We start from the raw sequence: 25377 nt of genomic DNA, 5'->3' as shown, positions 1-25377 counted from the left end.
GATGACACACGGGAATCCTGTCGCGGCTAGAATCTCCCGCATAATACGAACAGCACCCCCAATCCGTGTGGTTCGTACAAGCCGTCACGTTTCGCTAATTATTGAACTCCAGCGGGGCGATTCGGCGAATCGTAGGCGACACCGCTTGGGTTCTAAGCTATCCCTTCATCAGCGTCTCTTACTCTGCTGATGTTGGTTGATGAATACTGATTCGAATCGAGCTGGCCTGTGCCGATCGCGACCTCGTCGAGGTCTAGCGATGATCCATGTGATCCTGCTTCTGGTGGTCACCGTGGTGTTTTTCGCCGTTGGATTTGCGGTCCATTCGCGTGCGGTCGAGCAATCGCGAGTCGCCAATGCGTTTGATTATCTCGAGGATATTCAATTTTCGCAGCACCTTCATTTTGTGCGAACGGGCAAATACGCGAACCGGCTTGCAGATCTCGACTTGTCGATTCCTTCGCCCGCCTATTTTGCGGTGGGCGAGATCAAGATATCGAGACACGATGGAGTGTTTCCCGGATGGGAATTGCAGTTACATCGCGCTGGCGCGGCGCCGCTGTTTGGCCCTTATGCGATCACCTTTAATGGTGCCGGGTTCGACGCCAGTCAATCGTCGGTCGAGGCGTCGATCCTACCTTACGATCCGGGGCACGTACGAATCAATCGCGTGTCGACGCTTGCCATTTTGCGTTAAACCCTTCGCTACTTTCCTTGCTGGTTGAACATTTTCCATGTCTGCACCGATGTCTGCACCGATTAATGTTGTGGGTCCCGTCGAATTGTTGATGGACGGTCCCATGGAACTCGCTGATTTTTCAGGGCTCGCCTACGATGTGGAAGTCCAGCGCCGCGACGTCACTACCGAACTGGCCCAGCAGTATGCGAAATACTACGCACTTCCATTCTTTGATCCTCCCGAAGATGCGCCGCTGCCGATCGATCCCGGCATTGCCGAAAGACTGCCAAGCCAATGGTGTTTTCGTAATCAGGTAGCCCCGCTGAGCGACGATGGGAAGATCGTCGAAGTTGCGGTGATCGAACCTGACAGCTTGCTGCTGGCTGACGAAATCCGGCGTTTGACCGGCCGCCAAATGCAGCCGCTATTCGCCACTGCGACCGTGATGGATCGCTTGATTAAAACGCTGTACGGCGACGAATTGACGGCATTGGTGGTTCCCAAAAAGTCGACGATGATGTCGGCGAGCCAAACCGCGTCACAACCGCCCGCGTTGCCATTGCCAGTATCGCCCGAGGATTCGGGAAAGGCGATTGCGACAAAAAATCCATTGCCTCACATTTTGCGTCCGCTGGTTCAAGAAGTGGTCACGCAGATTGTCATCGAGCCTCATCAGCACGCGTTTCGAGTGCGAGCGCGTGGTCCCAAGGGGATGTATGTGCTGCAGGGACTCAGCCGAGTCGAGGGGAACGAGATTCTAGCCCAAGTTGCATCGCGTATGCATTTGCGTGATAGCGACCGAGCGAGTCTGCAGTCGACATCGGCATCCGGTGAATTTCGCGTTCGTTTGGGAGCAAAACGCGTCTCGATCTTTGCCTCGTTTTGTCCAGCGACTTCGGGCACGATGCTAAATTTGACTCGCACGATTTCCCAGTCAATCCCCGTGAGCATCGATCAGCTCGGGTTTCAGCGAGCGCAGCTCGAAGTCGTTCAAAGCGTGCTTCGTAAACGAAGTGGCTTGATTGTCTTGGCGGGCCCACGTCAAAGCGGCAAAACAACGACACTGTACTCGATGTTGGCTGAATTGAATGATCCGAGTCTGCTGATTTGCGCATTAGAAGATTCAATGTCGATGCCCTGCGAAGGGATCAATCAACTTTCGCTCTGCAAGCACGCGGAAATGGACAAAGTGGCTGCAATGGAATCGCTGGCCAGACAATCGCCCGATGTGATTGCGATCGACAAGCTAGACAACCGTGACGTCGCTCGCGCTGCCATGCACGAAGCAGCGATGGGACGTTTGGTGATCGCAACGATCGAAAGTGCAGATCCGTCGATGACGCCGGTCCGATTGAAACAGCTCGGTTTGGAAGAGGGCGAATTGGACAAGGTTTTGTCCGCCATCGTTTCGCATCAAAAACTAAATCGGTTGTGTCGCAAATGTTGCCTTTCGCGTCCGATTCATCCCGAGGAAGCGGAGCAATTCGGAGTGGACATCGACACGATGGTATCGTGTCCGAGTGGCTGTGCCGCATGCCGTGATTCAGGCTATGACGGAAACATCGTCGCATTTGAGGTGCGGCAAAGCGAGCCGGAGTCGAAAACCCGGATCGTCGACGTCGTAGCATCCCACGTTCTGGCCGGCTCCGTCGCCACCGACTCGCTCCGATAATCTCGTTGACACTCCGCGATCAAAACGCGAATGGCGTCGAGAGCTTGCCCCACACCATTCGCGATGACTCGCAGCTTCGCCGCGTCTATGGGGTTGCCCAGCGAATGTCTTCTTTGCGTTGGCGAGCTTCCCATTTCTTGATCGCCTGACCACGTCGAGCTGCATTTTCTTGTTCAGGGCGGAAACTGAGTGTCACGCCGGTGATCTTACGCAAATTTTCCAAAGCGAGTGCTCGGACCGACATCGATGGTGAATCGAGACTGCGGACAAGCATTTCGTCGCCCCCCTCTTGAAGTTGTTTTTGCGAGAAGCCAACAAGCAACTGAAACAAAGTTCTGGCGTTGCCTTGATCCATCCGCTCGATCGCGTCTTTGACCCTTTCTGCTGTTTCGACATCGCGGTCAACCGCATTTAGCAGGGCGGTGTAATGATCACTCCAGTACGAACGTTGGTCCGCTTGGCTGAGCATCCCGTCGCCTCCGAAAAATACGTCGGGCCGTCCCAGAGACAACAAAGTCCGCGCCGCTAGCGCCCCCGCTTCGCTACGGCGGAACATGGTGGCTTCGCGAAGTGAGATCTCGACCGGTTGATCGGGGATCATCAAGCCCAACAGTGCTTCACGCGCCGACGACTCGAGCGATTGATCGTTCGGATCCGGTGGGGTGATCCACGCGAGTGGTGTCTTCGATTCGGACGCAGCGCCCGGTTCCGCACCGCGTCGCACCCAGCGTTGACCTGTTGCCAGATCAATCTGGTTCTCGCTATCCGACAGCCCGATTTTGCCTTGAGCGACAAACACGCCAACCGTATTGATGTGGTTTTCTTTCTTCAGCGGATCAAAACCGGGAGCGCGGAAATGGGCCATCGTCATGGCAACAAGCGATTCGATGTCGGGAAAATCTAACGTCAGTGACTTGTTGTCGATGATCACATCGATTGATGCACCGGGCTTGAGAGCCTCGAGCATGATGCGACCATAATCCACATTCAACACCGGTTTCTCTTCACCGCCTCTGGTCCAGCGAACCTTCGATGGGCCGACCAATGTCACCGCCATATCATCGACCGTGTCTAGCCGAACACGATAGGTTGGCGCACAAACGACCGTCTGCTCGGTACCAATTACCGCATCCTTGCTGATTTGAACCGGGGTTCCATCATCGCCAATCGCAAAAACGAGTGCGGAATCGCTTGTCACTTTGGCCACAGCAACTCTGGGAAGCTTCGCCGTGTCCGCAGCCGCTTTGGGATCCGTGACTTCTTTGATTGTCGGAGGAGCGCCCGCGTCGTCACCGGTCGCCGTCATCTCGGCTTTGGGATCGCTCGCGGTCGGGACACCTGCGGGTCCGGCTGGCGCGGGCACTTCGGTTACCGCCGGAGTGTCGACGTCGCTGCGGGGAGCGGGGGAAGCGGGGCTGCCGGTAGGTGCAGGAATCGCAGCACTTTCACTCTCTGATTTAGGTTCACTCGCCGGTGATGGCATCGCTTCACTGGTTCCCCCCGGCGGCAAATCGGTACCATCGACCGCTGGTATCGGAGGAGCCATCGGATCCTTTTCTGGACTTGGCGCGACCGAAGTCACTGCATCCGAGGTTGCTGTTTCCGAGGTTGCTGCGTCTGGGCTTCCTGCGTCTGGGCTTCCCGCAACTGGGGTCCCCGTGGGTGCGGGAAGTGGTGCAGGGGTGGGAAGATTCTCAACGGCTGGACTGCTGTCGCCTGTCTCCGCTGCTGGAGTCATCTCTCGACCCGGAGTCCCCACCGGGACCATCGCGGGCGCATCGCTGGCCGACACTTCGATCTCTTTAGTCGGTTCAATCGGCGAGCCAAAATCGTCGGTTTCGACGTCGGACCAAGTCGGTCCCGAATCTGCCTCGGCCACCGTCGATCGGTTTACGAGCGGTTCAAAGATGCGAACCAGTGCAAACAACAACACCGCAGCGAGTGCCAACGATACCAACCACGGCGCAATCCGGCTTGTCCGTATCGACCCACCGTACATCTGCGCCGCCTCGAGTGCCGAGCGCGGACGACCACTATTCATCATCGCGTCGCGTCGACGAACTTCCAATGCATCCGATTGGCGGATCCGTGTCGGAGCATCCGATACGCCCGAATCGCCGGGGCCGACCGGTTGAACCACACCGCCGGGATGTGCCGTGTTGGACTGGGTTGCCGCTTCATGCAACGCATCGAGTTCCGATTGCTCACTTCCCGCCGGCACCTCGATATCCGAAACCGGCTGAGGACTGATCTGAGTTGGATCGGCATCGGGCATTGCTACCGATGAAAAACTGCCCGCCGTGGCCAGATCCGCGATATCCCGATCAGGCAACGAGTAAATCCGCTGCCGCAGTTCCGGAGACACCTCGGCCGTCTTGCCCAAAACCATGGTCAGGATTTGATGACATGCCGCCGCTTCGGCGAGCTGTTGGTCCGATTCCAAACACGCTCGTTCGATTTCCGAGATCTGTTCGGCCGACAACGTGCTGTCGAGGTATTCGCTAATCACGTTGGCTTCTTCGACCGGGCCCACCGCATCGGGCGCGGGCGCCGAGAGATTGGTTTTCGCCAGATTAGTACGAATCCGCTGGACCAATTGCCCCGCAAAACCGCTCTCGGCGACTTTCACCCGCAGCGATTCTGCGTCATTAGGGTCCAAGGTGTTGTCGAGATAGGCCAGCAAGGTGCGAAGAGTTAGTCGCATGATCGTAGTCGTGATTGAGTTGTACCGAACTTTGCAAAGCCCATCCCCGGATGAGGAAGACTGATGATTTAGCTAGCCGCTTTGGCGCTAGCGGGCTGTTGATTTAATCGAAATGCAAATCGCAGTGGTGAGCCGTGGGCCGTAAGGCACCGGGTAATGCGTGGAACCCGGCCGCTCACGCGTCACGGCTCACAAAGTCAACAGCCCGCTAGCCACGGTTCCGTCAACATCTAACCGGGGCTAGCGTCCAAACGGCTAACTTGGTGATGTCGTACTAAATCAGCAGTCCCTGAGGGGGTGGGGGGAAAGTTCGGTTGGGGACAGTGTGAAATCAAATCCTCTGTATTAGTTAGTGACCTAGCACACAGAGATCCGTGCAAGAATTTGCGAAAATTTCGAAAAGAAGTCGGCGAGACGAAAGAAACCCCGATTCAACTCGCTTGCCCGTAGATCTCGCCATTCCGACGCGATTATGATGACGGGCCAACGCGATGATGAAATCGGGCAGTCCCTTTCGACGTAGCTCGCAGAAATCGTCGCGTGCCCCCTGAGCCGAATCCACCTCGGACCGGAATTCCAATTCCCCCTCAACACCCCACCAGGATGATTGATGAAAAACATGATTTTGAACTCCTTTGTGATGCTTGCTGCTATGACGTTGCTCACATCGACCGCTCAAGCCGCCCAGCCGGATCGCGAACTCTACGAAGTTCGCTCGTATCTGCTTGGCGAAAAAGGGGATGCCAAAGCGATTGACGCTTATTTGCAGGACGCGTTGATCCCGGCACTGAATCGACATGGCATCAAACCGGTGGGCGTTTTCACCAATTCGGAAAACGACGAAACGGGCAGCGAGCGAATCGTGGTCGTGATTCCTTATGCTAACGCCGATCAAATTCTCGCGACTCGCACCGCGTTGGCGAAGGACCAGCAATATCTTGCCGATGCGAAGAGCTACCTGGATCGCGAACCCAAGAACGCGCCGTACCAGCGGATTACGTCAGAGCTGCTTTCGGCGATGGATTGTATGCCTAACGCCAAAGTTCCCGAGGGTACGCTGTCTAACGACGATCGGGTGTACGAACTGCGATTGTACGAGAGCCCCAATGAGCGGCTCGGCGATCTGAAGGTCGAAATGTTCAATTCCGGCGAAGTGCCGATTTTTCTCGACAGTGGGATCCAGCCCTTGTTTATCGGCCAATGTGTCGTTGGCCCCAACACCCCCAGCTTGACTTACTTGACGGTCTATCCAAGCGAAGAAGCTCGGGGCAAGGCGTGGGATGCGTTTCGCGCTCACAAGGACTGGGCCGTGCTAAGCAAGGTTGAAAAGTATCAAGGCACCGTCTCGCACATCGACAAGTACGTGTTGGTGGCCAAGCCCTACTCGCAGATGTAGCCGCTGAATTCGCAGAGGTAGCCAATCGTGTACGTTGGCGGGGCCGCATGGTTTCACTAACCCGCATCGTTGGCTTACGCGGAATCGGCAGGATCACCCGAGGTTTCATTCCTCGAATTTAGCCTCGGGATGACTTTTCTCGCATCGTCGTGCGAGTTAGGATTTGCGTCATGACACCAATGATGAAACAGTATCATGAAGCAAAAGCCGCTTGTGGCGATGCGCTTTTGTTCTTTCGCATGGGCGACTTTTACGAGTTGTTCCTCGATGATGCAAAAACAGCGGCCCAGTTGCTGGGATTGACTCTGACCAGCCGCGATCGAGACAGCGATAACCCAACCGCGATGGCGGGTTTTCCGCATCATCAGCTCGATTCGTATCTCAATAAGCTGATTCGGGCAGGCTATCGAGCCGCGGTATGTGAACAGGTCGAAGATCCCAAGCAGGCCAAGGGACTCGTGCGACGCGAGATCACTCGGGTGGTAAGTGCCGGGACGCTGACCGACGATGGCTTGCTCGACCCTCGCGAAGCCAACTTTCTGGCTGCGGTTTATCTGGTCCCGGTCAAGTCGTCGGGAAAAAAATCCAATGGAGATCCACCCGAACCGCAAGCCGGGATCGCCTGGGCCGAACTTTCCAGCGGTCGCTTCGAATCGGGCGTCTTTCCGGTCTCGCGAATCGAAGACGAACTGGCTCGCATCGGGCCTGCGGAAGTTCTGTATCGCGAAGACGATGCCCGCTTCAGTCCCGACACCACCGCCCCTTGGTCGTGGACCTCGCGGCCGGCATGGTCGTTTGCCGAGGATGCATCACGCGATGCATTGTGCAAACAATTTGAAGTTCACAATCTCGAAGGCTTCGGGTTCGGTGACACCGACGGCCCTGCCATTCGGGCTGCCGGAGCGGTGTTGGCGTACTTACAAGAAACGCAGCAAGGCGGACTCGATCATTTTCGCCAAATCAGCGCCCACCATCGCTCGCCAGTCTTACAAATCGATGCGTCGACTCGGCGAAGTCTCGAAGTCACTCGAACGATGCGAACCGGATCACGCGAAGGCTCGCTGCTGGGCGTGATCGATCGCACGTGCACTCCGATGGGCGCGCGGCTGTTGGCCGATTGGATAGCAGCCCCCCTGGTTCATCGCGATTCCATCGAAGCCCGACTCGACGCGGTTGCGGAACTCGTCAACGATTCGCGTCTGCGAGGGGATGTCCGCGCGACACTCAAACGAACGTTTGACTTGACTCGGCTGCTGGCTCGCATCGCCACCGGACGCACCGGCCCGCGGGACCTGCAACAGGTTTCTCGAACGCTCGAAAATCTGCCTGAATTAAAAGCCAAGTTGACCGATCGCAAGGCAGAGCGTTTGGGGTTCGTCGAAGCTCATTTGCACCTCTGTCCCGAATTGCGTTCACAGCTTGAAAATGCATTGGCCGATGAATGTCCGCTGAATGCAGCCGATGGGAATTTTATTCGCGTCGGGTTTGACGAAGAGCTTGACGGGTTACGCAAAATGGCGGCAGGCGGCAAGGAATGGATTGCCGCCTATCAGCAGAAACAGATGGAAACGACTGGGATCACCAATCTGAAGGTCGGTTACAACCGCGTCTTCGGTTATTTTCTAGAGGTGACCAACGCCAATAAAGATAAGATACCGACCGAGTACATTCGCAAACAAACACTAAAAAACTGTGAGCGATACATCACGCCGGAGCTAAAGGAATACGAAGAAAAGGTTCTCGCCGCGGATGACAAAGCCGCTTCACGTGAACAGCTGCTGTTCCAAAACTTGCGGCATGAAACGCATCGTCATCTGAATATTTTGCAAGAAGTGGCCGTGGCGATGGCCGAACTCGACGTGTTGGCCGCGCTCGCCGAAATCGCGGCACAGCGTAAATGGGTGCGCCCGGAATTGACCGAAGACTCGGTGCTGCGGATCGACGCAGGACGCCACCCGGTGCTCGACGTGACGTTGCCGCAGGGTGAGTTTGTCCCCAATGATTGCGTGCATTCCCCTGAGGCTGGAATGATCTTGTTGATCACTGGCCCGAACATGGCGGGAAAGAGCACCTACATTCGCCAAGTCGCACTCATCACACTGATGGCACAAGCCGGTTCCTTTGTGCCAGCCGATTACGCTTTGGTGGGAATCGCCGATCGCATCTTTGCACGTGTCGGAGCGAGCGACGAATTGAGCCGTGGGCAAAGTACGTTCATGGTCGAAATGGTCGAAACCGCCCGGATTTTGAACACCGCGACATCCCGCAGCCTTGTGATCTTGGACGAAATCGGCCGTGGAACGAGCACGTATGATGGGTTGTCATTGGCATGGGCGATCACCGAACATTTGCACGAGCAAGTGGGATGTCGCACATTGTTTGCCACCCACTACCACGAATTGACTCAGCTCGAAGAAACGCTGCCTCGCGTTGCCAATTTGAACGTCGCGGTCAAAGAGTGGAATGATGAAGTGGTGTTCTTGCACCGCATCGTCAGCGGAGGCGCGGACAAGAGTTACGGAATCCATGTTGCTCGATTGGCCGGCATCCCCAAGGCCGTCAATGAACGTGCCAAGGACGTGTTGGCGCAACTGGAACACGAGCATCGCGATGCGTTGGATCGCCCGAAGTTAGGAGGCCCCGCCCAAGCCGACAGCAACGGGAATTTCCAATTGACGTTGTTTGGTTTCGCCGATCATCCACTCTTGGACGACATTCAAAAATTGGATGTCAACGCGATGACGCCGATCGATGCCCTGCAGTTCTTGCAGTCGGCCAAAGAGCAGCTCAAAACCAAAGTCTAAGTGCCGGCAACCGATTGTCGCACGGCTTTCCAAGCCGTTAGCGCGCGTCACGCTTGATCGTCGAACCGCGAGCAACCACGTTCTGTGCCTATCGAACGGTCACCGCAACGCTTCCAGCTTGGAAAGCTGGGCGACAATCGACTTGGCCGCAAGCTCTGGGTGGGGCCTCGTTGTGTTAGGGATCGAGCGTGCAAGCTCCGCGCAACCAACCGTCCCCGGCCGCTATCGCGGCCGACCCTCCCGCACACGGGAGGGTAAATCCGCTATTGTCGCACGGCTTTCCAAGCCGTTAGCGCGCTTCACGCTTGATCGTCGAACCGCGAGCAACCACGTTCTGTGCCTATCGAACGGTCACCGTAACGCTTCCAGCTTGGAAAGCTGGGCGACAATCGACTTGGCCGCAAGCTCTGGGTGGGGCCTCGTTGTGTTAGGGACCGAGCGTGCAAGCTCCGCGCAACCAACCGTCCCCGGCCGCTATCGCGGCCGACCCTCCCGCACACGGGAGGGTAAATCCGCTATTGTCGCACGGCTTTCCAAGCCGTTAGCGCGTTTCACGCTTGATCGTCGAACCGCGAGCAACCACGTTCTGTGCCTATCGAACGGTCACCGCAACGCTTCCAGCTTGGAAAGCTGGGCGACAATCGACTTGGCCGCAAGCTCTGGGTGGGGCCTCGTTGTGTTAGGGACCGAGCGTGCAAGCTCAGCGCAACCAACCCTCCCCGGCCGCTACCGCAGCCGACCCTCTCGCACACGGGAGGGTAAATCCACCATTGTCGCACGGCTTTCCAAGCCGTTAGCGCGCGTCACGCTTGATCGTCGAACCGCGAGCAACCACGTTCTGTGCCTATCGAACGGTCACCGCAACGCTTCCAGCTTGGAAAGCTGGGCGACAATCGACTTGGCCGCAAGCTCTGGGTGGGGCCTCGTTGTGTTAGGGACCGAGCGTGTAAGCTCCGCGCAACCAACCCTCCCCGGCCGCTACCGCAGCCGCCCCTCCCGCACACGGGAGGGTAAATCTGACGGGCCGGAACTCCGCTGCGCTGCAGCCTACGAGCTGATGAGGATGGAGTATCATGGGAGCACGACGACACTCGTTATCGAGAGTCATTGTCTCACCTCGCACTCCCCCCTCACCAAGGATCCCCTGCCAATGCAAAAGCCAAATCGCACGAACCGACGTGACTTTCTTGCCACTTCGGCCTCCGCCGCAGCGATTGCTGCCCCCTACTTCATCTCATCACGAACGCTCGGCGCCGCTGAGCATGTCGCACCTTCCGAAAAAATCACCCTCGGCGTGATCGGGATGGGCCCACGATGCACCTACGATATGAAGTCGATTCTGCAGCTCGCGGATGTGCAGTGTGTTGCCATCGCCGACGTTCAGCGATCACGCCGAGATGCGGGCAAAAAACTTGTCGATGAACACTACGGCAATCGCGACTGTCAACTGTATGGTGATTTTCGTGAATTGCTGGCCCGCACCGATATCGATGCGGTGATCATCGCGACGGGCGATCGTTGGCACGCCGCCGCTTCGATCTTGGCTGCCGAAGCAGGCAAAGATGTGTATAGCGAAAAGCCATGCGGAATCACGATCGGAGATTGCCAAGACATTTCGAAGACGTTCGAGAAAACCGAACGAATTTTTCAGGCGGGAACCCAGCGACGAAGCGTCCCCAATTTCCGCACGGCGGTCGAGCTCGCACAAACCGGTCGACTTGGAAATATCGAATCGCTTCATGCATCGGTCTACATTCCGACACTGCGAAACGAATGGTTGCCCGGTGAGCCAACACCAAGCAAAGAGGTCTGCGATTGGAACATGTGGCTCGGCCCCGCTCCGTGGCGTCCTTACAACCCGAAATACGTCAGCGGTGGTTGGCGGGGTGAATACGACTTCGACAGCGGAGCGAGATTGTTGGATTGGGGCGCCCACACCGTCGATCTGTGTCAATGGGCAAACCAAGCCGATGACACGATGCCGGTGGATTACGAACCGACCGACGAAAATATCACCTGCACCTATGCCAATGGCGTCAAGTTGGTCATCGACTTTCTCGCCGATCCGTTCGGCAATCGTGGACCACGCTGGATCACCCGGCTTGGTACTTGTCCCGTTCGGTTTGTCGGCAGCGAAGGTTCGCTCGAAACGGGTGACGAAGGCGAGATCGTGGCAAGTTCGGCGAGCCTGAATCAAGAACTGGCTCAAAGCAAACGCGTCCGCGGACTCGACGTTTCCGCTCACGCTCGCAACTTTTTTGATTGCGTTAAAAGTCGTCAGCAAACGGTATGCAATCCAACCGTGATGCGTCGATCGCATGTCGCCTGTCACGCGGCCGCGTTAGCATGGATCCTGAAACGCAAACTCACCATCAATCCCGAAACCGAAGAATTTGTCGATGACGACGAAGCCAACCGTCTGCGTTTCCGCAGCCCCCGCGTCTGGTCGTAGCGAAATTCACCAAAACTTTTGGTAGCACTACCACAAACGGCGGAGCGACTAAGTCGCTCCGCCGTTTTCAGAATCGATAAATGGTACTTAGGGCTAAGCGTCGCTTGGCCTCGCCTGTTGTTTCGCTGGCGTTATGGTTTGCGGCTCCGCCCCGTTCTGTTGGGCACGGACCAACATCCCGTCATGGGACAAGGCAAAACACACGGATGGTGTTTTTTAGCGGCGCCGCGCGAGCCGCCTGGTCGAATTTGAACGTTGCTCTCGCTGCAACCGGACGGCTCGCGCCGTGCCCCTACCAAAGTAGATTCTTGAGCCCATTCGCTATTTGGATTTCAGGGTCGACAGATAGGCTACCACGTCCCGCACCTCTTTGCGTGTCAAGACATCGGTCATGTCGGGCATAATCGAAACCTCGTTCTTGGATACATCTTCGATTTCGTCGTTGCTCAACCGGATCTCTTTGCCCTGGCTGTCGGAAATGACCGTTTCATCTTCGCTTTCGGATTTAACTAACCCCATCACAATTTGTCCCGAATCCATCAGGAACGATTGAGTTTGGTACTTCTTGTCGATGTCCTTGCTGGGCGCAATGACGCTTTGCAGCAGATAGTCACGGTCTTTGCTGGCCGCGATCCCAAGTAAGTTAGGTCCAACATCGCTTCCCTCTTTGCCAACCTTGTGACAGCGAATGCACTGGGCACCCAGATGTGTATTGAAGAGGACTTTGCCTTTGTCGGCGTCGCCCCCGTCGCGGCTGACCAAAAACGGACGCGTCTTTTCAGGCGTGGTCGCCCACCGTTGGTCTAGCGCCGCAGTGGCTTTGTTCAGCGCCGCTTGAATCGCGGGGGATTTCTTCCCGCGATTCTCGGCCGTTTCTAAAACATCCAGGATGATCTCGCTCGGCAAAGTGCCGCTGGTGACTTGGTCCAACATCGAAATCAATTTGTTCCGCGATGCTTCACCCTGCTGTTTACTCAATGCCGAGATCGCATACTGTTTGATCGCCAATTTCTTGCTGTCCGAAATTAGACGTGTCAAGAAAGCGTCGGCTTGATCGGCATTGTATTTTGCATAGAAGTTGATTGCGGTCAGTTGCAGATTCGTTTCAGAATCCTGCATGGCTGCGGGGAGCACCTTTTTCAGTACCTCGGGATTTTGTTTGTCCAGCGTTTTCAGTGCAGCGATCCGAAGATCGACATCTTGGTTTGTGGTGCGGACGATTTCACTGAGCGAATCGGCCGACAATGGGGTACGGGTTCGGGCGGCAGCGTCAATCGCTGCGGATTGCAGTTTTGGATTGTCCTCGCTCGCCAATTTCGACAGCACGCTGCCCAAGCGCGCGGCGTCCGTTTCCCGCGGCAGTGTCGCATAGCGTCGTCGCCCATCGACCCGGTCCAACAGATCAGGTTTCATCCACGAACCCAGCATCTTGATCGCTTCGATTCGCAGCGGAACGCTGTTGGTTTCTTGGCTTGCGTAATGGGCGACGGACTCAAAATGCTCGCGGCCTCCTAGGCGATAGTTCGCATTGAGCAGTCGGCGAATGAACGATTCCCCGTCGTGTTGGGCCGCGGGCAGCGCGGCGGCCAGCACCTGCAATTGCTCGTCACTCGAAAAATCGTCATGCAGCGCACGAGCCGCTTCGGTCGCCACTTGTTCGCTGGCGTCGCCGAGAAACGGCTCAAGTGAACGCGGCGATTCATTGCCACGAAGGGCGACGACCAAGTTCAGTCGGCCGACCAAGGTCGAAGCGTCTTGGGCCGCCGTCAACTGATCGGCGGTGGCACAGTTTCGTAACGCTCGCGAGACCGCAAATCGCAGATAACGGTCCGATTCGGTAAGCGAGCTGGAGAGCTGGAGCAGCGGATCGACCGCGTCGGCGGACGCGTGTTTGCTTAACGCGATCATTGTCATAAAACGAACGCGATCGCTGTCATCATCAAGTAATGGCAGAAAGATCGCGCCATCGACACCATTGATGTCGGTCAAGGTTCTCGCCGCTTGGGCTCGCATTTCCGCATCCTCGGATCGGAGCAGCGAGATCAGCGATTCGATGGCTGTTGGTTCGCTGCCGCGAGCGAGTTGTCCAAGGCCCCAGATTGCATGGACACGCGTCATTTCGGATTCCGACGTCAGCGCACTGCGAAGCGTGTCGATGTTTTTCTGTTTGACCAATTCAAACTGGGCCCCCATGCGGACGCGTTGGTCATCGTGACCGAGAAGTCGATGGAGTTCCGCGGCAGACAGCTGCGAAAAGCCGTCTTTGAGTTGCTGGGCCACCTCGCGGCGTATCTCGGAGAGATCCGAATCGGGAGCATCGATTTTCCAAACCGCTCCCGACTGATTCAGCGGATAGCCGCCGCCCCAGTCAACGCCATACAATGCCCCGTCGGGACCAAAGTTGATCCCAACCAATGGAATGCCGCTACCAATTGAATGTTCGTTTTCCATCGTAAACGAAGCGCCCGCGGGCTTGGCTTGGAAGGCGAATTGGAAGCCACCGGGAGCTCCGGTTAAGAAAAAGTAATCACGATACGCCGACGAAAGCGCGGTTCCGGGATTGAAGGTAAATCCGGCGGGGCCATCGATATAATTCTTGAGCGTGGGAAGGATGTAGGAGGGTTGTCCGTCAAAATGAGGCACCCACAATCGTTCGTCGGTCCAGGGATTAAAACCGCTGCCACGATACTGATAATTGCAACGCCATCCAGCATCCATGTCACGAACGATATAGACCAATCGCTCTTTTTCATTGGGTTGATCGGCGTCGTTGTCGACGCCAAACAGGTTGCCGAATTGATCAAACGCTAACTCTTGCACGTTTCGCAGTCCGTGGGCAAACACTTCAAAATTGCTGCCGTCGGGATCGCATCGCATCACCCCACCTTGGTTGGGATAGTGAAAGCGTTTGCCTTCGCGTGATGTCAACGAGATTCCCTTGTCACCGATCGACCAATAGATCTTGCCATCGGGGCCGACGGTCAAACCATGCATGTCGTGACCAGCATAGGCGATGTGAATCGCGAATCCCGATGCAATCGCTTCGCGAGTGTCGGCGACGTGATCGTTATCGGTGTCTTGCAAACGCCATAGATCGGGGGCAATCGTGGCATACACATCGCCATTGAACCACAACACGCCTGCGGCGATTCCGGTGACTTCGGTTTGAAAGTCTTCGGCGAATAACTCGAATGTATCGGCAGTGCCATCGTGGTCGCGGTCACGCAGCGTGTGGATCTTTTCGCTGATGACGGTCAAGTCATGCCAATCGTGCGATCCATCGTCGTTTAGATCATCAACCCGCTTCCGGTTCTTCTCTTGGTCTTGATTTGGGGCCAGACGTTGATGATAAAAATCGCGGCGGTCGTTGACGCTTTGGAATCCAACATCGTTGGTGATCCAATCGCGATTATTGCGAATGTCAAGATCCTGTGCCTTCCGCCGCTGCGTTTGCGTCACGTATGCGGTGCCTTCGTTGTCAAAGCTGATTGCCACAGGGTCGGGCACATTGATCTCGCCACTCCACTTGGTGTAACGAAGCGGAGTCGAGCTTGGCGGTTCTGCTGCAACCGCAAAACTGAACTGGCAAACGAACAAGACAGCGGCGAACAAGACAGCGGCAAACTGGCGAAGATGTAAAAGCATGATGCAGTTTTTTAGGGTTTCGAAGTCGTGACGGAGTGCTGGGCCGGCTGCAGCGCAGGATCGTCGAGATCAAGTCGATACAAGATTTGGTTATAGTCGTAATACGGCGTCGGCGCCGCATGATTGGCGAACTCCGCCGTATACGTCCCTTCGAACAGCAGGACGTGATTCCCCGCCGGCGTCAATTCAGGATGCAGACGTGGATTATAGAACGTGTAGTTGTCATGTGAAAGAATTTCGACGGCGTCGCCCCAAGGTCCCATAGGCGAGTCGGCTTCGGCGTACCACAGCGTTCCAAAGGCGGACGGTTTGCCGAACTTTTGCATGAACACTGTGACCCAGCGTGTGCGGAACGCATTCCATGCAAGCGAGCCTGAATGCGGTACGATCTCGCTGCCATCGTCGGCCGAGCGAAGTGTTTTTTGAGGCGTCAGCGTTTTCCAATTCTCGAAATCTTTCCAGGCTTCATAGGTGCCGGCGATTTGAATGCGAGGCAGCGGGTTGCCGAACAGCAGCCAACGCGTTCCCGCTGCGTCAGTCCAGAATACCGGATGGCCTTCTTCGGCGAGCGATGGCGGCGGAGTCCCGTCGGATGCTTTCCATACCGTGCGGACGATTTCAAATTCCGAGTTCGACTCGTTCCACTCGCATAGCCCCGCTTCGTACGTCTGAAGATGCCCTTTGATCTTTCGATAAAAGGCAACCAAATGTTCGTCGCCATTTTTGTCCGGCAGACTGACGTATCCGGTCAACCAAGTCGGCCCGTCGCCGGGGATCGGAGCAACGCCTTTGGGGCGCCCGCGTTCATCGAGGAATAGATCGAACTTGGGTTTCAGCGGCGGTTGCAAGGATTCGAACGGGTCGAGTGACGTCGTCCCACTGGTCATATCGAACACGCCCAATGGGTACGAGGCGAGCTTGGTATCGCCCCATGCCCAAAACAGCTTGCCACGATGAACGGCGGTTTGCACGGTGTCGCATCCAAACACCGGGCCGTCGTTCCAATCGAGTTGCTCGCCGAGTTTTTGGCTTTCGGCAAACAAGCCTGATCCCGTCAACCGTCCAACCCGCTTGGCAATCGCGGTTCGTTGTACCTTTACAATCAGCGTTTTGCCGCGACGGGGCGTTAGACGAACGCCGCGAAAACCAAATCCGTCTGCCGGGATCTCATAGCCATGACCGATCACGCTGAAATAGACTTCACGATCGAGCAGCGATGGATCATCGATCGCGATCACTCCGGCGTTGTCGGAGACGAAGCGGACTTGGTGAGTCGTTTTTAATTCAACCAACGGGACCGGCCACCCCGATTGATCATCGACGATATGAATCCGGCACGCCGCCAAGGTTGCCGCTGCATCACCTTGAGCAAAGCTGAATGACGCTGCCGTCAATCCAATCAGAATGATGGTCAAGAAGCGTGCTAGGAAATTCAAATTGGATGCTTTTGAAAAATGTCTCGGCGCCGTTTCGATCGCTGCCAGACCGTTCGGCATGTTTTATTCAGTGAGCCGCGCACGCGTCCGCGACGGGACGGCTGATCTTGATGCGGTCTCTCGATGACGCGTTGGGTTATGATTTTAGCTGCGTTCGGGGGCTTTGCCCCAAAATACAAAAGCGTAACTTCAAAACTCACTCTTCGAACCGGCTATTGACGCAGCTCGCCAATCCGCTGCAATGCTTCCCCGGTCGCTTGCTCGGCAGCGGGGAAATTTGTAACGGTTTCCATCTCGGTTTCAGCAGGCGTCTCGAGTTCACTCGCCCTTTCGCTCGATTCGCCAGGGAATTGCGGTTGCGGGCGAACGGTGAGTCCCCAACCATGCAGAATTCCGAAGCGATCGCTCTGCGTTCCGCTGATCACCAATTGCCAGGGTCCCTGAACACTTTTGCCATTGAACGCACTCAATCCAGGTTGGCGTTTGACGAGCGCTTCGGGCTGGAAACTGCCTTCAAACGGAGCCCGTGCTTTGGTGATCGAATAGCGAGCCGAGTCGTCAAAGATGGTTTGGTTGAAGTGGTCGTCGTGAGCCCCGACACCGCTGAATAGTTCGATTCGCGTTCCATCGGGGCCGACCAAGTAACCATCTAAAAACGAGGTGTAGGTGTGCGTGATCGACAGCTGGACATCCAAGTCGGCGATCAGGTAATTCTCGTCGATGTAAATTTCCGAGACCACGGTTTTACGTGGCGGCAGCGGTTCCACACTGTCGCTACGATAGCTGCCGCCGACAAGTGACTTAGCCGAAATGGCTTCTGATGCAGTCAGCAGTCCATCACCGTTAGTGTCATAGGATCTGAATTCGTCGATCAGTTCCTCGGTCCACTCATCGGTGTACTCGTCCATCGCCACTTGATTGTCGCGGTTCCGATCACGTTCGTAGAACCAACCTGGCAACCCCGAGGTCAGGTCACCCGCTTTGGCTTGCATTTCGTTGAGATAAGCTTGCAGCTCACTACGCTGGATTTCGCCGTCTCGGTCTACATCCAAGCGGCCAAAGGGGACTCCGAGACGGACCGCTTCATCGGCGCTAAGTCGGCCATCACGATCGGCGTCAAACCGTCCCAACACGGTCGATGTCAGGTAGTCACGACCGCCACGACTGCGACTGTACCGGTCTCGCGAACTGGATTCATCACGGCGAGGCTGTGACGGTACGACACCGTTTCCCGTGCGCTGAGCCTTCTTGATCAGCTCACTGGAAACTCCGGACAACAATCGACGTCGCGCGTAACGCTGAGCAAGTTCAAGTCGACTGAGTTTGTTGTCGTTGTTGAAGTCTTCAGAAAAGGGGTCGCGGTATTTCCAATCCGCTCGTTGAGCTTCCGCACGATCAATAAATCCATCGCGGTTGCGATCCGATCGGCGAAGTGTCCGTTCGGCGTAGTCGATATCTTCTTGGGTGTAAGGGTACTTTACCTCGGGCAAGCCAAACTCGGGTACCAGCGGTTGATCGGGTGCCGTTCCAAAATCCATCGGATTGACATAGTCCTCGACATCCACGTCACGTCCCGAGACACCATTGTTCATCGCGTAGTAGACTCGCGCCGCCTCTTGCCACTTATCGACGCCATAAGGACGCTCGAGTGACATCCGTCGCGCCGCACCAACACGTTCAAGGTACGGGCGTGCCAAGGGTGTGATCTCGGACGGATCGATGTTACCGTTCTGGTTGGTGTCGAGTCGTTCGAGCGATTCACGTAGACCGGATTGAGCCGACGCGTCGTCGACGCAAAACATCACGCCGATTGCGAACACGATCGCAACCATCAAGCATCGTCGGAAGCACAAGTGTGGTTTCATCGGAATCGGCAAGGGAGGCAGGGGAAGGAATAAGGTGGGGCAGGAGGCGGAGAGGCAGATGGTCGGGGCAGCGGGAGCCGTATATGATCGCAGAGCGACCAGAGACGATCCTGCTTATCGAGAGCTGCGGCTGCGTGACGAACTGCTACGCGCGGTTCCTTCACCCAGGATGACTTGATGCAACAGTTCACCGAACACTTCGCTGTTCATCGGCGTGACGACTTCGATCGTCTGTTCGCCACGCGCATCGATATGTTTGGCAAGTTTTTCGACTTCATTGAACAGGTCACGCGGAGCGGTGACGATCAGCGAATTGCTTGCTTCGTGAACGGCAACGGTCATCTTGGGTTCGAGGTCACGTTCGGGTTTACTGTCCGCCGTTTTCAGACCTTTCTTGGCGGCCGCAGCCAACTTGGCTTCGGCGGCGCGTTGGGCAGCAACGGCCGCGGCGCTTCCACCACCCGCTTGCCCTTTCTCTTTGTCGCTCAGGATGCGTCCGGCATAGGCTTCGCGGATTGCCTCGGCAACTTCCGACGCCTTGGTGTTGACCAATTCGATCACGTTCGAGGTTCCGTAGGTTTCGACCGAGGTGATGCTTTGGTCCTTGTCGATGATTTTCAAATAGCTTTCGATGATGTCAATGTCGGCAGAGGTGCCTTGAGCAATCAGCCGATTCAATCGCGAATCGGCAACGATCGTAATCGTGCCCGACATCATCGTTGTCGTGCCATCGTTAGAGGTCACAAAACTGCTTAACAGTCCGCTGGAGGAACCGCTTGACACATAACCATTAACCAACGTGCCGGCTTGCGCCTCTTTGGCGGCGTCGCCTCCGTCGAGCAGTTCGCCCAACATTCGCAACGCATCGTCCGGCTTGGTGTGCTTTAAATAGAACACAATCGGAGTTACCGGCGGCGCTTCGATCACTCCTGCGATGCTGCGTAAATGGGATTCAAAATCATTCAAAGCTTCAGTGTCGTCCGACTGCATCAACACACCCCGCGGGGTCAATTGGCAACGAATTGCGTTCGCTTGATTGGTGGTCGTCGCCGTCAGTAGGCGAGCGGCACCTATTCGCGGTGCGTTTGTGCGAGCCGAATTTTTAACACGAGTCGAGGCAAACGATTGTTCGTCCAATTCAGGCTGATTCGTATTCTCTTCGTGAGCGTCCTCGTCATGCAGAACTCGCTCGGTTTTCATTTTTTCATTCGGCGCGATCGCGGGGTACATGATGATCGGGTTCGAACGACGCCAGAATTTGGTTGCCGTTTCGAGCAACTGCTCCGCTTGAGGCCCACGCAGTGGAAACACGCGAGTTTGTTCGCTGTGAGTGACATCGCCATTGACTTCCAACCCCGAAACGATCTTTTTGATTTGATCGATCTGTGCCCGCTTGGCGCGGACAAACAATCGCATGTTGCCGGGGTCCGCATCGATTTTTGGCGCGTCGGGGTCGATCGTTTTTGGATCGTCCAGCGGGTCGGGAAGATCGAGCATTTGTTCGAGCAAGCTGATCGCGAAATAAGGATCGACGGTCTTCAACTGAATGACCTCGAAATCAGCTTCAGATGCTTGTAGCTGAGCCACGGTTTCTGCAATCTCGGCTTGCACCGCAGGAGATGCCAAGGCAACAACGCTGCGAGCAGTTTCATCGACCGACAACCGAACCTGCTTTCCGGCCAACAGGGTTTGCAGGACGTTGTAGACCGTTTCCACGTTCCCGCCCTCGACGATGTGCGATTTTAAAACCATCTCGCCAGGGGTGGCAGTCATGCTTGCTTTGGGTTTGTCGATGGCGGCCACCAACCCTTCGATCAACTTGACTTTGTCTTCCAAGCCCGTGACGAATAGATTTTTGCCCTGCAGGTCGGAGGAAATACTGACGTCAATTCCAATCATCTCGTCGGTCGCTAGACCTAGGTGAGGACGGGCGACCACCAGGATGTCTTCGGCTTCGACATGCTGGAGCGTGAAACTTTTGACGATCGTGCCGTCTTGCATCGCATCAGCAGGTTGAAAAGCAGCGAGTACCGCTTGAACGTTTCGTAATTTGGCCACCGTGTCGGTGATCATTAACTGATTGGTGCGAGTCAGAACCGCAGGCGTCGACATCAACTTCAACGCCGACAATTCTTGAACCGCTTCTTCGGCGTCGATGTCGCCGAGCGAAAACATGCACTTCACGACGTGGTGTTCACTGGTGTTAGCAAGCTCCTCGACGCTGATCAGCTTTGCCAGTACATCGAGTTGCTGCAAACTTCGCGGATCGCTCAGATTGATCACGGATAACAATTGGTCGCTGCGAACCAGGGTAAAACCTTCGGACAACAAAAACAGATTGATCCGATCGATCGCTTGCTGATGCGAAAACACGGTGGGATCGGTGTAAGTAAAGCTGCCTGGCGGAAGGTCGCCAAAATGTAACGCCAATCCCGCTTCGTCGGCGATCCAGCGGATCACTTCACGCCACGGCACCCCCTCGAACGAAAAACGAACCATGCCGTCGGGAAGCGGCGGAGCGGCGATCTCGCCATCCGGTTCGTGGACCACCATTGCAGATGGGTCGACCGATGGGGTCAGCGGCGCGGGTGTCTGGGCGGTGGAGGTCTCGGCGGGGGGCTGTTCAGCGGATGGCACTGCGTCCGATGGCATTGCGTCCAGCGCCGGTGATTGGACACTTTGGACAGCCGTTTCTTGCGGAGCAGCCTCCTGCGGCACTGATTCAAGCTGTGCTGTTCCTGGCTGCCCTGATTCCGAGGGTGCGGTTTCTTGAGCCATCAGCGGCGAGAGGAACGAAGTCGATAGCAAAGGAGCTACGAATACGAACGCCGGGAACAACCGGATTCGTGAGCAACGTCGAGTCCGTAAATGGGTCATGGCAAAGATTTCAGTTGGAAACAGGCTGGTTCGGACGCCAAGCGTCGGCGGCACGGTCCAGCGGCTGAGGGAGGGAGGCGTCAAGGAAACCGGTGAGGTTTCAAAGGACGGATCAAAGGAGGGAGCTTTGCGAAAGGCGTGGGCTCGCGGTTCGTCTGTGAAGAAGGGTGCACTTCTTCCCCACCGTGAGCAGTGGCATGTTAGCCAGAAAACGAGAAAAAGTCAATCAATTACTGGGACAACCGGCCAAGCCCACCCCCAGCAAGAGTGCCGTGGCGGCTGCCCCATGCGATTATCCAAGTTTGTGGTGCGGCGTGAGCCTGATGCTATCGAGCTTAATTTCGCCATCGACGCCGCGAACCCCCTCGGCTAAACAGATCTCCTACCTGATCGGCAAGCGAACTCACGCCTTGTCGCTCCCACCAATTCGATCCCGCCCGATTCCATCATAGACCCGTTTCTCCGTAACGACTTTGTCCATGAATATGTCATGGCGTTGCATTGGAATCTCGTCAAACATCTGGCACTCGAACGCCAACGAAATGAGCGGTGTTTCGGGTCTGGCGTTTTCAAGCAATTTGTCGTAGTAGCCTTTGCCGTGCCCGATCCGTCCCCCGGCAGCGTCAAAGCCGACACCGGGAACCAAGATCAAATCGAGCTGTTTGACATCAACATTTTTCGACGCGGTGTTTCGCAAATCTTCACGAGGTTCAAGGATCTCGTACATTCCGACCTCGAGCTCCTGCAGCGATTCCAGCAGGAACAATTGCAGCTCTCCGTCGACGCAATACGGAATCACGATTTTTTTATCGCTCGCCACAGCCCCCGGCAACGCGTGCCGTGTGCGCACCTCGTCGCGAACGTCGACGTACCACATCACCCACTGGGCCGCCACGTATTCAGCCAGTTGCACAAATCGGTTGGTGATTTGCTGGCTGACCGCGTCCTTGGCGGGCTGAGCTTTCCGCGCGGCGTGGGCCGCTTTGCGGATCTGCCGTTTCTTCTCCGCGAGAGCGTTTTGGTTCATGACAACGAACATGGTTCCAGAAAAAACGGCTACAGCTCAGCGTGACCCTGAGCTCACTCGGCTATAACGACTTAAACTTTTCTGCCGCGTCATCCCATGCGGACCGGTCCGCTGGATCAAACTGTTTGGTGCCAAAGCTGGTCCGGATTAATTCGCGAGCTTCGACGATCGAGCCGAGTTGCCCCGTTCCCATCATTTGCACCGCGATATTGCCAGCAGCAGTCGCTTCGACCGGACCAGCCACCACGACGCGATCACAGGCGTCCGCGGTCATTTGGCAAAGCAATTCGTTTTGCGAGCCGCCTCCAACGATGTGGATGACATCGATTCGATTGCCAACCAAGGTTTCTAACATTTCCAAGCAAGCACGATAGCGAAGCGCCAAACCTTCGAGTGCTCCGCGATACAGTACACCGTTGCTCTCGGGAGCCTTTTGCCCGGTGCGTCCAGCGTAGCTGACGATCGCGTCCACCATATCGGTCGGCGCCACAAAGGCCTCGTCGTCTGGGTTGATCAACAATTCAAATGGTTTCGCGGCCAAGGCACGCTCGACCATTACGTCCCACGACTCGGCCGCTTGGCGACGTTCGAGCGATTTTCGGATCTGCTGGAAAATCCACAGCCCACCAATATTTTTCAGCAGTCGCGTGCTGCCCTGAATGCCTCCTTCATTGGTGAAGTTCAACTCGGCGCACTTTGCATTGATCCGTGGCTGAGCCAACTCGCATCCCATCAACGACCAAGTGCCCGAGCTGATGTAGCACCAATTTGGTTTTTCAGGCGCGAAGTCGTTTACGGGAACCGCGATTACCGCCGACGCCGTGTCGTGCGTCGCTGGAATAATTACGGGTACGTTGTCGAGTCCCGTCAATGCGGCGACCGACGGCTGGATGACGCCAAGTTGACTGCCAGGCTCCGTCACGTTCTGAAAAATCTTGCCAGGCAATTGGAAGCGAGAAATCAGCTCCCTCGACCATTGGCGGGTGCGAGGGTCCAGCAGCTGAGTGGTCGAGGCGTTCGTCGCTTCGATACTGCGTTTCCCCGTCATTAACCAGTGAAAGAAATCGCCCATCATCAGAAAGCCATCGGCGATCTCAAGCGAATGTTCGCCATCCAATCGAGCGGCGACCAGCTGGTACAACGTATTGAGCTCCATGAACTGCAGCCCCGTCGCCTCAAATATTTCTTGGCGAGGCACAATTCCCCAGGCACGCTGCATCGCCCCTCGTGTGCGGGGGTCACGGTAGTGACGCACCGGACCGGTCATTTGGTCCTGGTCGTCGACCAAAACATAATCGACACCCCAGGTATCGACTCCGACTGAGGCGACGGTGTTGAACTGCTGTGCCGCAGTGCGAAGTCCATGTTGGATATCCGCCCACAATCCGTGGACGTTCCAGTGCATCGATTGCTGAATCGTGACCGGGTCGTTGGCAAACCGATGGACTTCCGCCAGTTCCATCTGATCATTTTGAAGCGATCCCGCAATCACGCGGCCGCTCGAAGCACCTAAATCAACCGCCAAATGGACCGGAGCCAAGCTCATCGTGGTGAATTCCTTCGTTCTATTGTCTGGTTTCGGAAGCAGAAACGCAGATGATAGCAGGATATTGCGAGACTGCCGCCCTTGGTGGAACACTAACGGCGCCAATTCCGGGGAACTGCGACCTTCGTGGCGACTGCCGATTTCGGTTAGCCGTTTTGCCGCTTACCACGGTTTTGTCATCATCGAACCGGCACTCGCGTCCAAACGCAACGCTGTAAAGCATTTAGAGGCGGCAAATGATGGCATTTGCGCTCCGTAGCTACGCTCGCCAGAGCGAGGACGATTGCCGCGCTGCTGCGAATCTCCAACTTCTGGCGAAGGCAGCTTTCCGAAAATACTCCACGGCGTTCCACTCTACCCGCAGCCTCTTGTGGGGGGCATGAAAGTATGCGTTTGTGCCAGTCCGCTGAGACACGTTTTCCAGCGGGGCTATGGTGTTTTGTTCACTGCACCGGTGGCAGCGATTTTCCTGGGGGACGTTCAATTTTCCTGCTGCTGGACAATCGATTTGCAAGCGAAAAATAACCCGAATGGCGGTCGCAAAATGCAGCCTTAAAAATGCATTCGATTGACACAAACTTTTTTAACTGCCGCAAGCGGAACACTTTATGTCACAAGGGGCTCCCCCCTGAAAACGAATTTGGGAAAACTGTGGTTGACCCGCCACCTGCAAAACGTAATCTAACGGTGTCGCCACATCACTCATCCGCCATTTTTCAGAGGCGGAATCCAGCAGCATGTGTACGATCGTCAACTGACGCTAAGTCGTTGATTTGATTAGAGTTATCCAAGGGATCGTTAAGGCTGTGTTCGGACAGCGTTACTCGTCCTGCTTAATATTGCGCTAGCAATGGATTGCGTTTAATTGCGTCTTCCGCGAGTTCGCCTCGCGTGGGGTTTACGCGGTCAGCTTGCGGCCACGGGCTGATACACGTCGATAAGTCGTTTGACATTTGTCGATCGATAAATCACGGACCTCACGGGCCGGGTACACGGAGTACCCGGCCGCGAACGCTCGCGAGATGCATTCTCTTTTGAGCCAGCCACACAGAATGTCCCCTTCCCCTCTGGGAGGTTCGGCGGCTGAAAGCGTCCGGGGAGGGCTAGTGACTTCTCGCTTGCACGACCTACTTCTAACACTGCGAACCCCACCCAGAGCCGGCTACCGCCGACTCTGACCTCCCCAAAGGGGAGGTAAAGCAAATCCACCCTCCCGCTGGGAGCGACCGTGTTAGAATTCGGCAATAGCCGCTTATCAAAAAACTAAATTTTTG

At 56.0% G+C, this 25377-nt stretch carries 12 protein-coding genes; 5 read left to right on the top strand and 7 right to left on the bottom strand.

Annotated elements, in window-relative coordinates:
• Window positions 1-259 precede the first annotated feature (259 nt).
• Entirely contained in the window at window positions 260-697 is a 438-nt protein-coding gene (locus ABD971_RS17510) for a hypothetical protein (RefSeq protein ID WP_339946466.1), read from the top strand.
• Between the two features lie 49 nt (window positions 698-746).
• Window positions 747-2351 (top strand): GspE/PulE family protein, encoded by a 1605-nt coding sequence (locus tag ABD971_RS17505; RefSeq protein WP_345324167.1) that lies wholly within the window; start codon window positions 747-749, stop codon window positions 2349-2351.
• An 85-nt stretch (window positions 2352-2436) separates the two neighbouring features.
• Here the strand turns inward: ABD971_RS17505 and ABD971_RS17500 are convergent, their stop codons facing one another.
• Window positions 2437-5055: a hypothetical protein gene (locus tag ABD971_RS17500; RefSeq protein WP_345324165.1), complete on the bottom strand. Its 2619-nt coding sequence runs from the start codon at window positions 5053-5055 to the stop codon at window positions 2437-2439.
• A 610-nt stretch (window positions 5056-5665) separates the two neighbouring features.
• Between ABD971_RS17500 and ABD971_RS17495 the strand changes: the two genes are divergently transcribed.
• The 3 genes from ABD971_RS17495 (at window position 5666) to ABD971_RS17485 (ending at window position 11707) form a co-directional block, all read left to right on the top strand.
• Window positions 5666-6451, top strand: coding sequence for an NIPSNAP family protein (locus tag ABD971_RS17495; protein ID WP_425571328.1), 786 nt, complete (start codon window positions 5666-5668; stop codon window positions 6449-6451).
• Window positions 6452-6621: 170 nt separating this feature from the next.
• A complete protein-coding gene (gene mutS, locus ABD971_RS17490) occupies window positions 6622-9255 on the top strand; it encodes a DNA mismatch repair protein MutS (RefSeq protein ID WP_345324163.1) in 2634 nt (877 codons plus the stop codon).
• 1150 nt (window positions 9256-10405) lie between these two features.
• On the top strand, window positions 10406-11707 hold the full coding sequence (locus tag ABD971_RS17485; RefSeq protein WP_345324161.1) for a Gfo/Idh/MocA family protein: 1302 nt from the start codon (window positions 10406-10408) through the stop codon (window positions 11705-11707).
• A gap of 321 nt (window positions 11708-12028) precedes the next feature.
• Here the strand turns inward: ABD971_RS17485 and ABD971_RS17480 are convergent, their stop codons facing one another.
• The 6 genes from ABD971_RS17480 to ABD971_RS17455 all read right to left on the bottom strand — a co-directional run bounded on the left by ABD971_RS17480 (window position 12029) and on the right by ABD971_RS17455 (window position 24103).
• The gene (locus ABD971_RS17480; protein ID WP_345324159.1) at window positions 12029-15352 is read right to left on the bottom strand and encodes a PVC-type heme-binding CxxCH protein; all 3324 of its coding nucleotides are present in this window, start codon (window positions 15350-15352) and stop codon (window positions 12029-12031) included.
• An 11-nt stretch (window positions 15353-15363) separates the two neighbouring features.
• Window positions 15364-16848, bottom strand: coding sequence for a hypothetical protein (locus tag ABD971_RS17475; RefSeq protein WP_345324157.1), 1485 nt, complete (start codon window positions 16846-16848; stop codon window positions 15364-15366).
• A 152-nt stretch (window positions 16849-17000) separates the two neighbouring features.
• Window positions 17001-18653: a proprotein convertase P-domain-containing protein gene (locus ABD971_RS17470; protein WP_339942263.1), complete on the bottom strand. Its 1653-nt coding sequence runs from the start codon at window positions 18651-18653 to the stop codon at window positions 17001-17003.
• Between the two features lie 114 nt (window positions 18654-18767).
• Complete coding sequence (locus ABD971_RS17465) at window positions 18768-21614, bottom strand: secretin N-terminal domain-containing protein (protein WP_345324154.1); 2847 nt, start codon at window positions 21612-21614, stop codon at window positions 18768-18770.
• A 319-nt stretch (window positions 21615-21933) separates the two neighbouring features.
• Window positions 21934-22557 (bottom strand): 5-formyltetrahydrofolate cyclo-ligase, encoded by a 624-nt coding sequence (locus tag ABD971_RS17460; protein ID WP_345324152.1) that lies wholly within the window; start codon window positions 22555-22557, stop codon window positions 21934-21936.
• A gap of 61 nt (window positions 22558-22618) precedes the next feature.
• The gene (locus ABD971_RS17455) at window positions 22619-24103 is read right to left on the bottom strand and encodes a rhamnulokinase (protein ID WP_345324150.1); all 1485 of its coding nucleotides are present in this window, start codon (window positions 24101-24103) and stop codon (window positions 22619-22621) included.
• Window positions 24104-25377 lie beyond the last annotated feature (1274 nt).

The organism is Novipirellula rosea, assembly GCF_039541335.1.
In the GTDB taxonomy this organism is placed as follows: Bacteria; Planctomycetota; Planctomycetia; order Pirellulales; family Pirellulaceae; genus Novipirellula; species Novipirellula rosea.
The sequence above is the reverse complement of the archived record's forward strand: the minus strand, read 5'-3'. Positions and strand labels throughout refer to the sequence as shown.

Bases quoted from the DNA above. Each gene is read 5' to 3' on its own strand.
- ABD971_RS17500 (WP_345324165.1), bottom strand. From the start codon at position 5,055: ATGCGACTAACTCTTCGCACCTTGCTGGCCTATCTCGACAACACCTTG.
- ABD971_RS17455 (WP_345324150.1), bottom strand. From the start codon at position 24,103: ATGAGCTTGGCTCCGGTCCATTTGGCGGTTGATTTAGGTGCTTCGAGC.
- ABD971_RS17495 (WP_425571328.1), top strand. From the start codon at position 5,666: ATGAAAAACATGATTTTGAACTCCTTTGTGATGCTTGCTGCTATGACG.
- ABD971_RS17505 (WP_345324167.1), top strand. From the start codon at position 747: ATGTCTGCACCGATTAATGTTGTGGGTCCCGTCGAATTGTTGATGGAC.
- ABD971_RS17510 (WP_339946466.1), top strand. From the start codon at position 260: ATGATCCATGTGATCCTGCTTCTGGTGGTCACCGTGGTGTTTTTCGCC.
- ABD971_RS17475 (WP_345324157.1), bottom strand. From the start codon at position 16,848: ATGCCGAACGGTCTGGCAGCGATCGAAACGGCGCCGAGACATTTTTCA.
- ABD971_RS17485 (WP_345324161.1), top strand. From the start codon at position 10,406: ATGCAAAAGCCAAATCGCACGAACCGACGTGACTTTCTTGCCACTTCG.
- mutS (WP_345324163.1), top strand. From the start codon at position 6,622: ATGACACCAATGATGAAACAGTATCATGAAGCAAAAGCCGCTTGTGGC.
- ABD971_RS17460 (WP_345324152.1), bottom strand. From the start codon at position 22,557: ATGAACCAAAACGCTCTCGCGGAGAAGAAACGGCAGATCCGCAAAGCG.
- ABD971_RS17480 (WP_345324159.1), bottom strand. From the start codon at position 15,352: ATGCTTTTACATCTTCGCCAGTTTGCCGCTGTCTTGTTCGCCGCTGTC.
- ABD971_RS17470 (WP_339942263.1), bottom strand. From the start codon at position 18,653: ATGAAACCACACTTGTGCTTCCGACGATGCTTGATGGTTGCGATCGTG.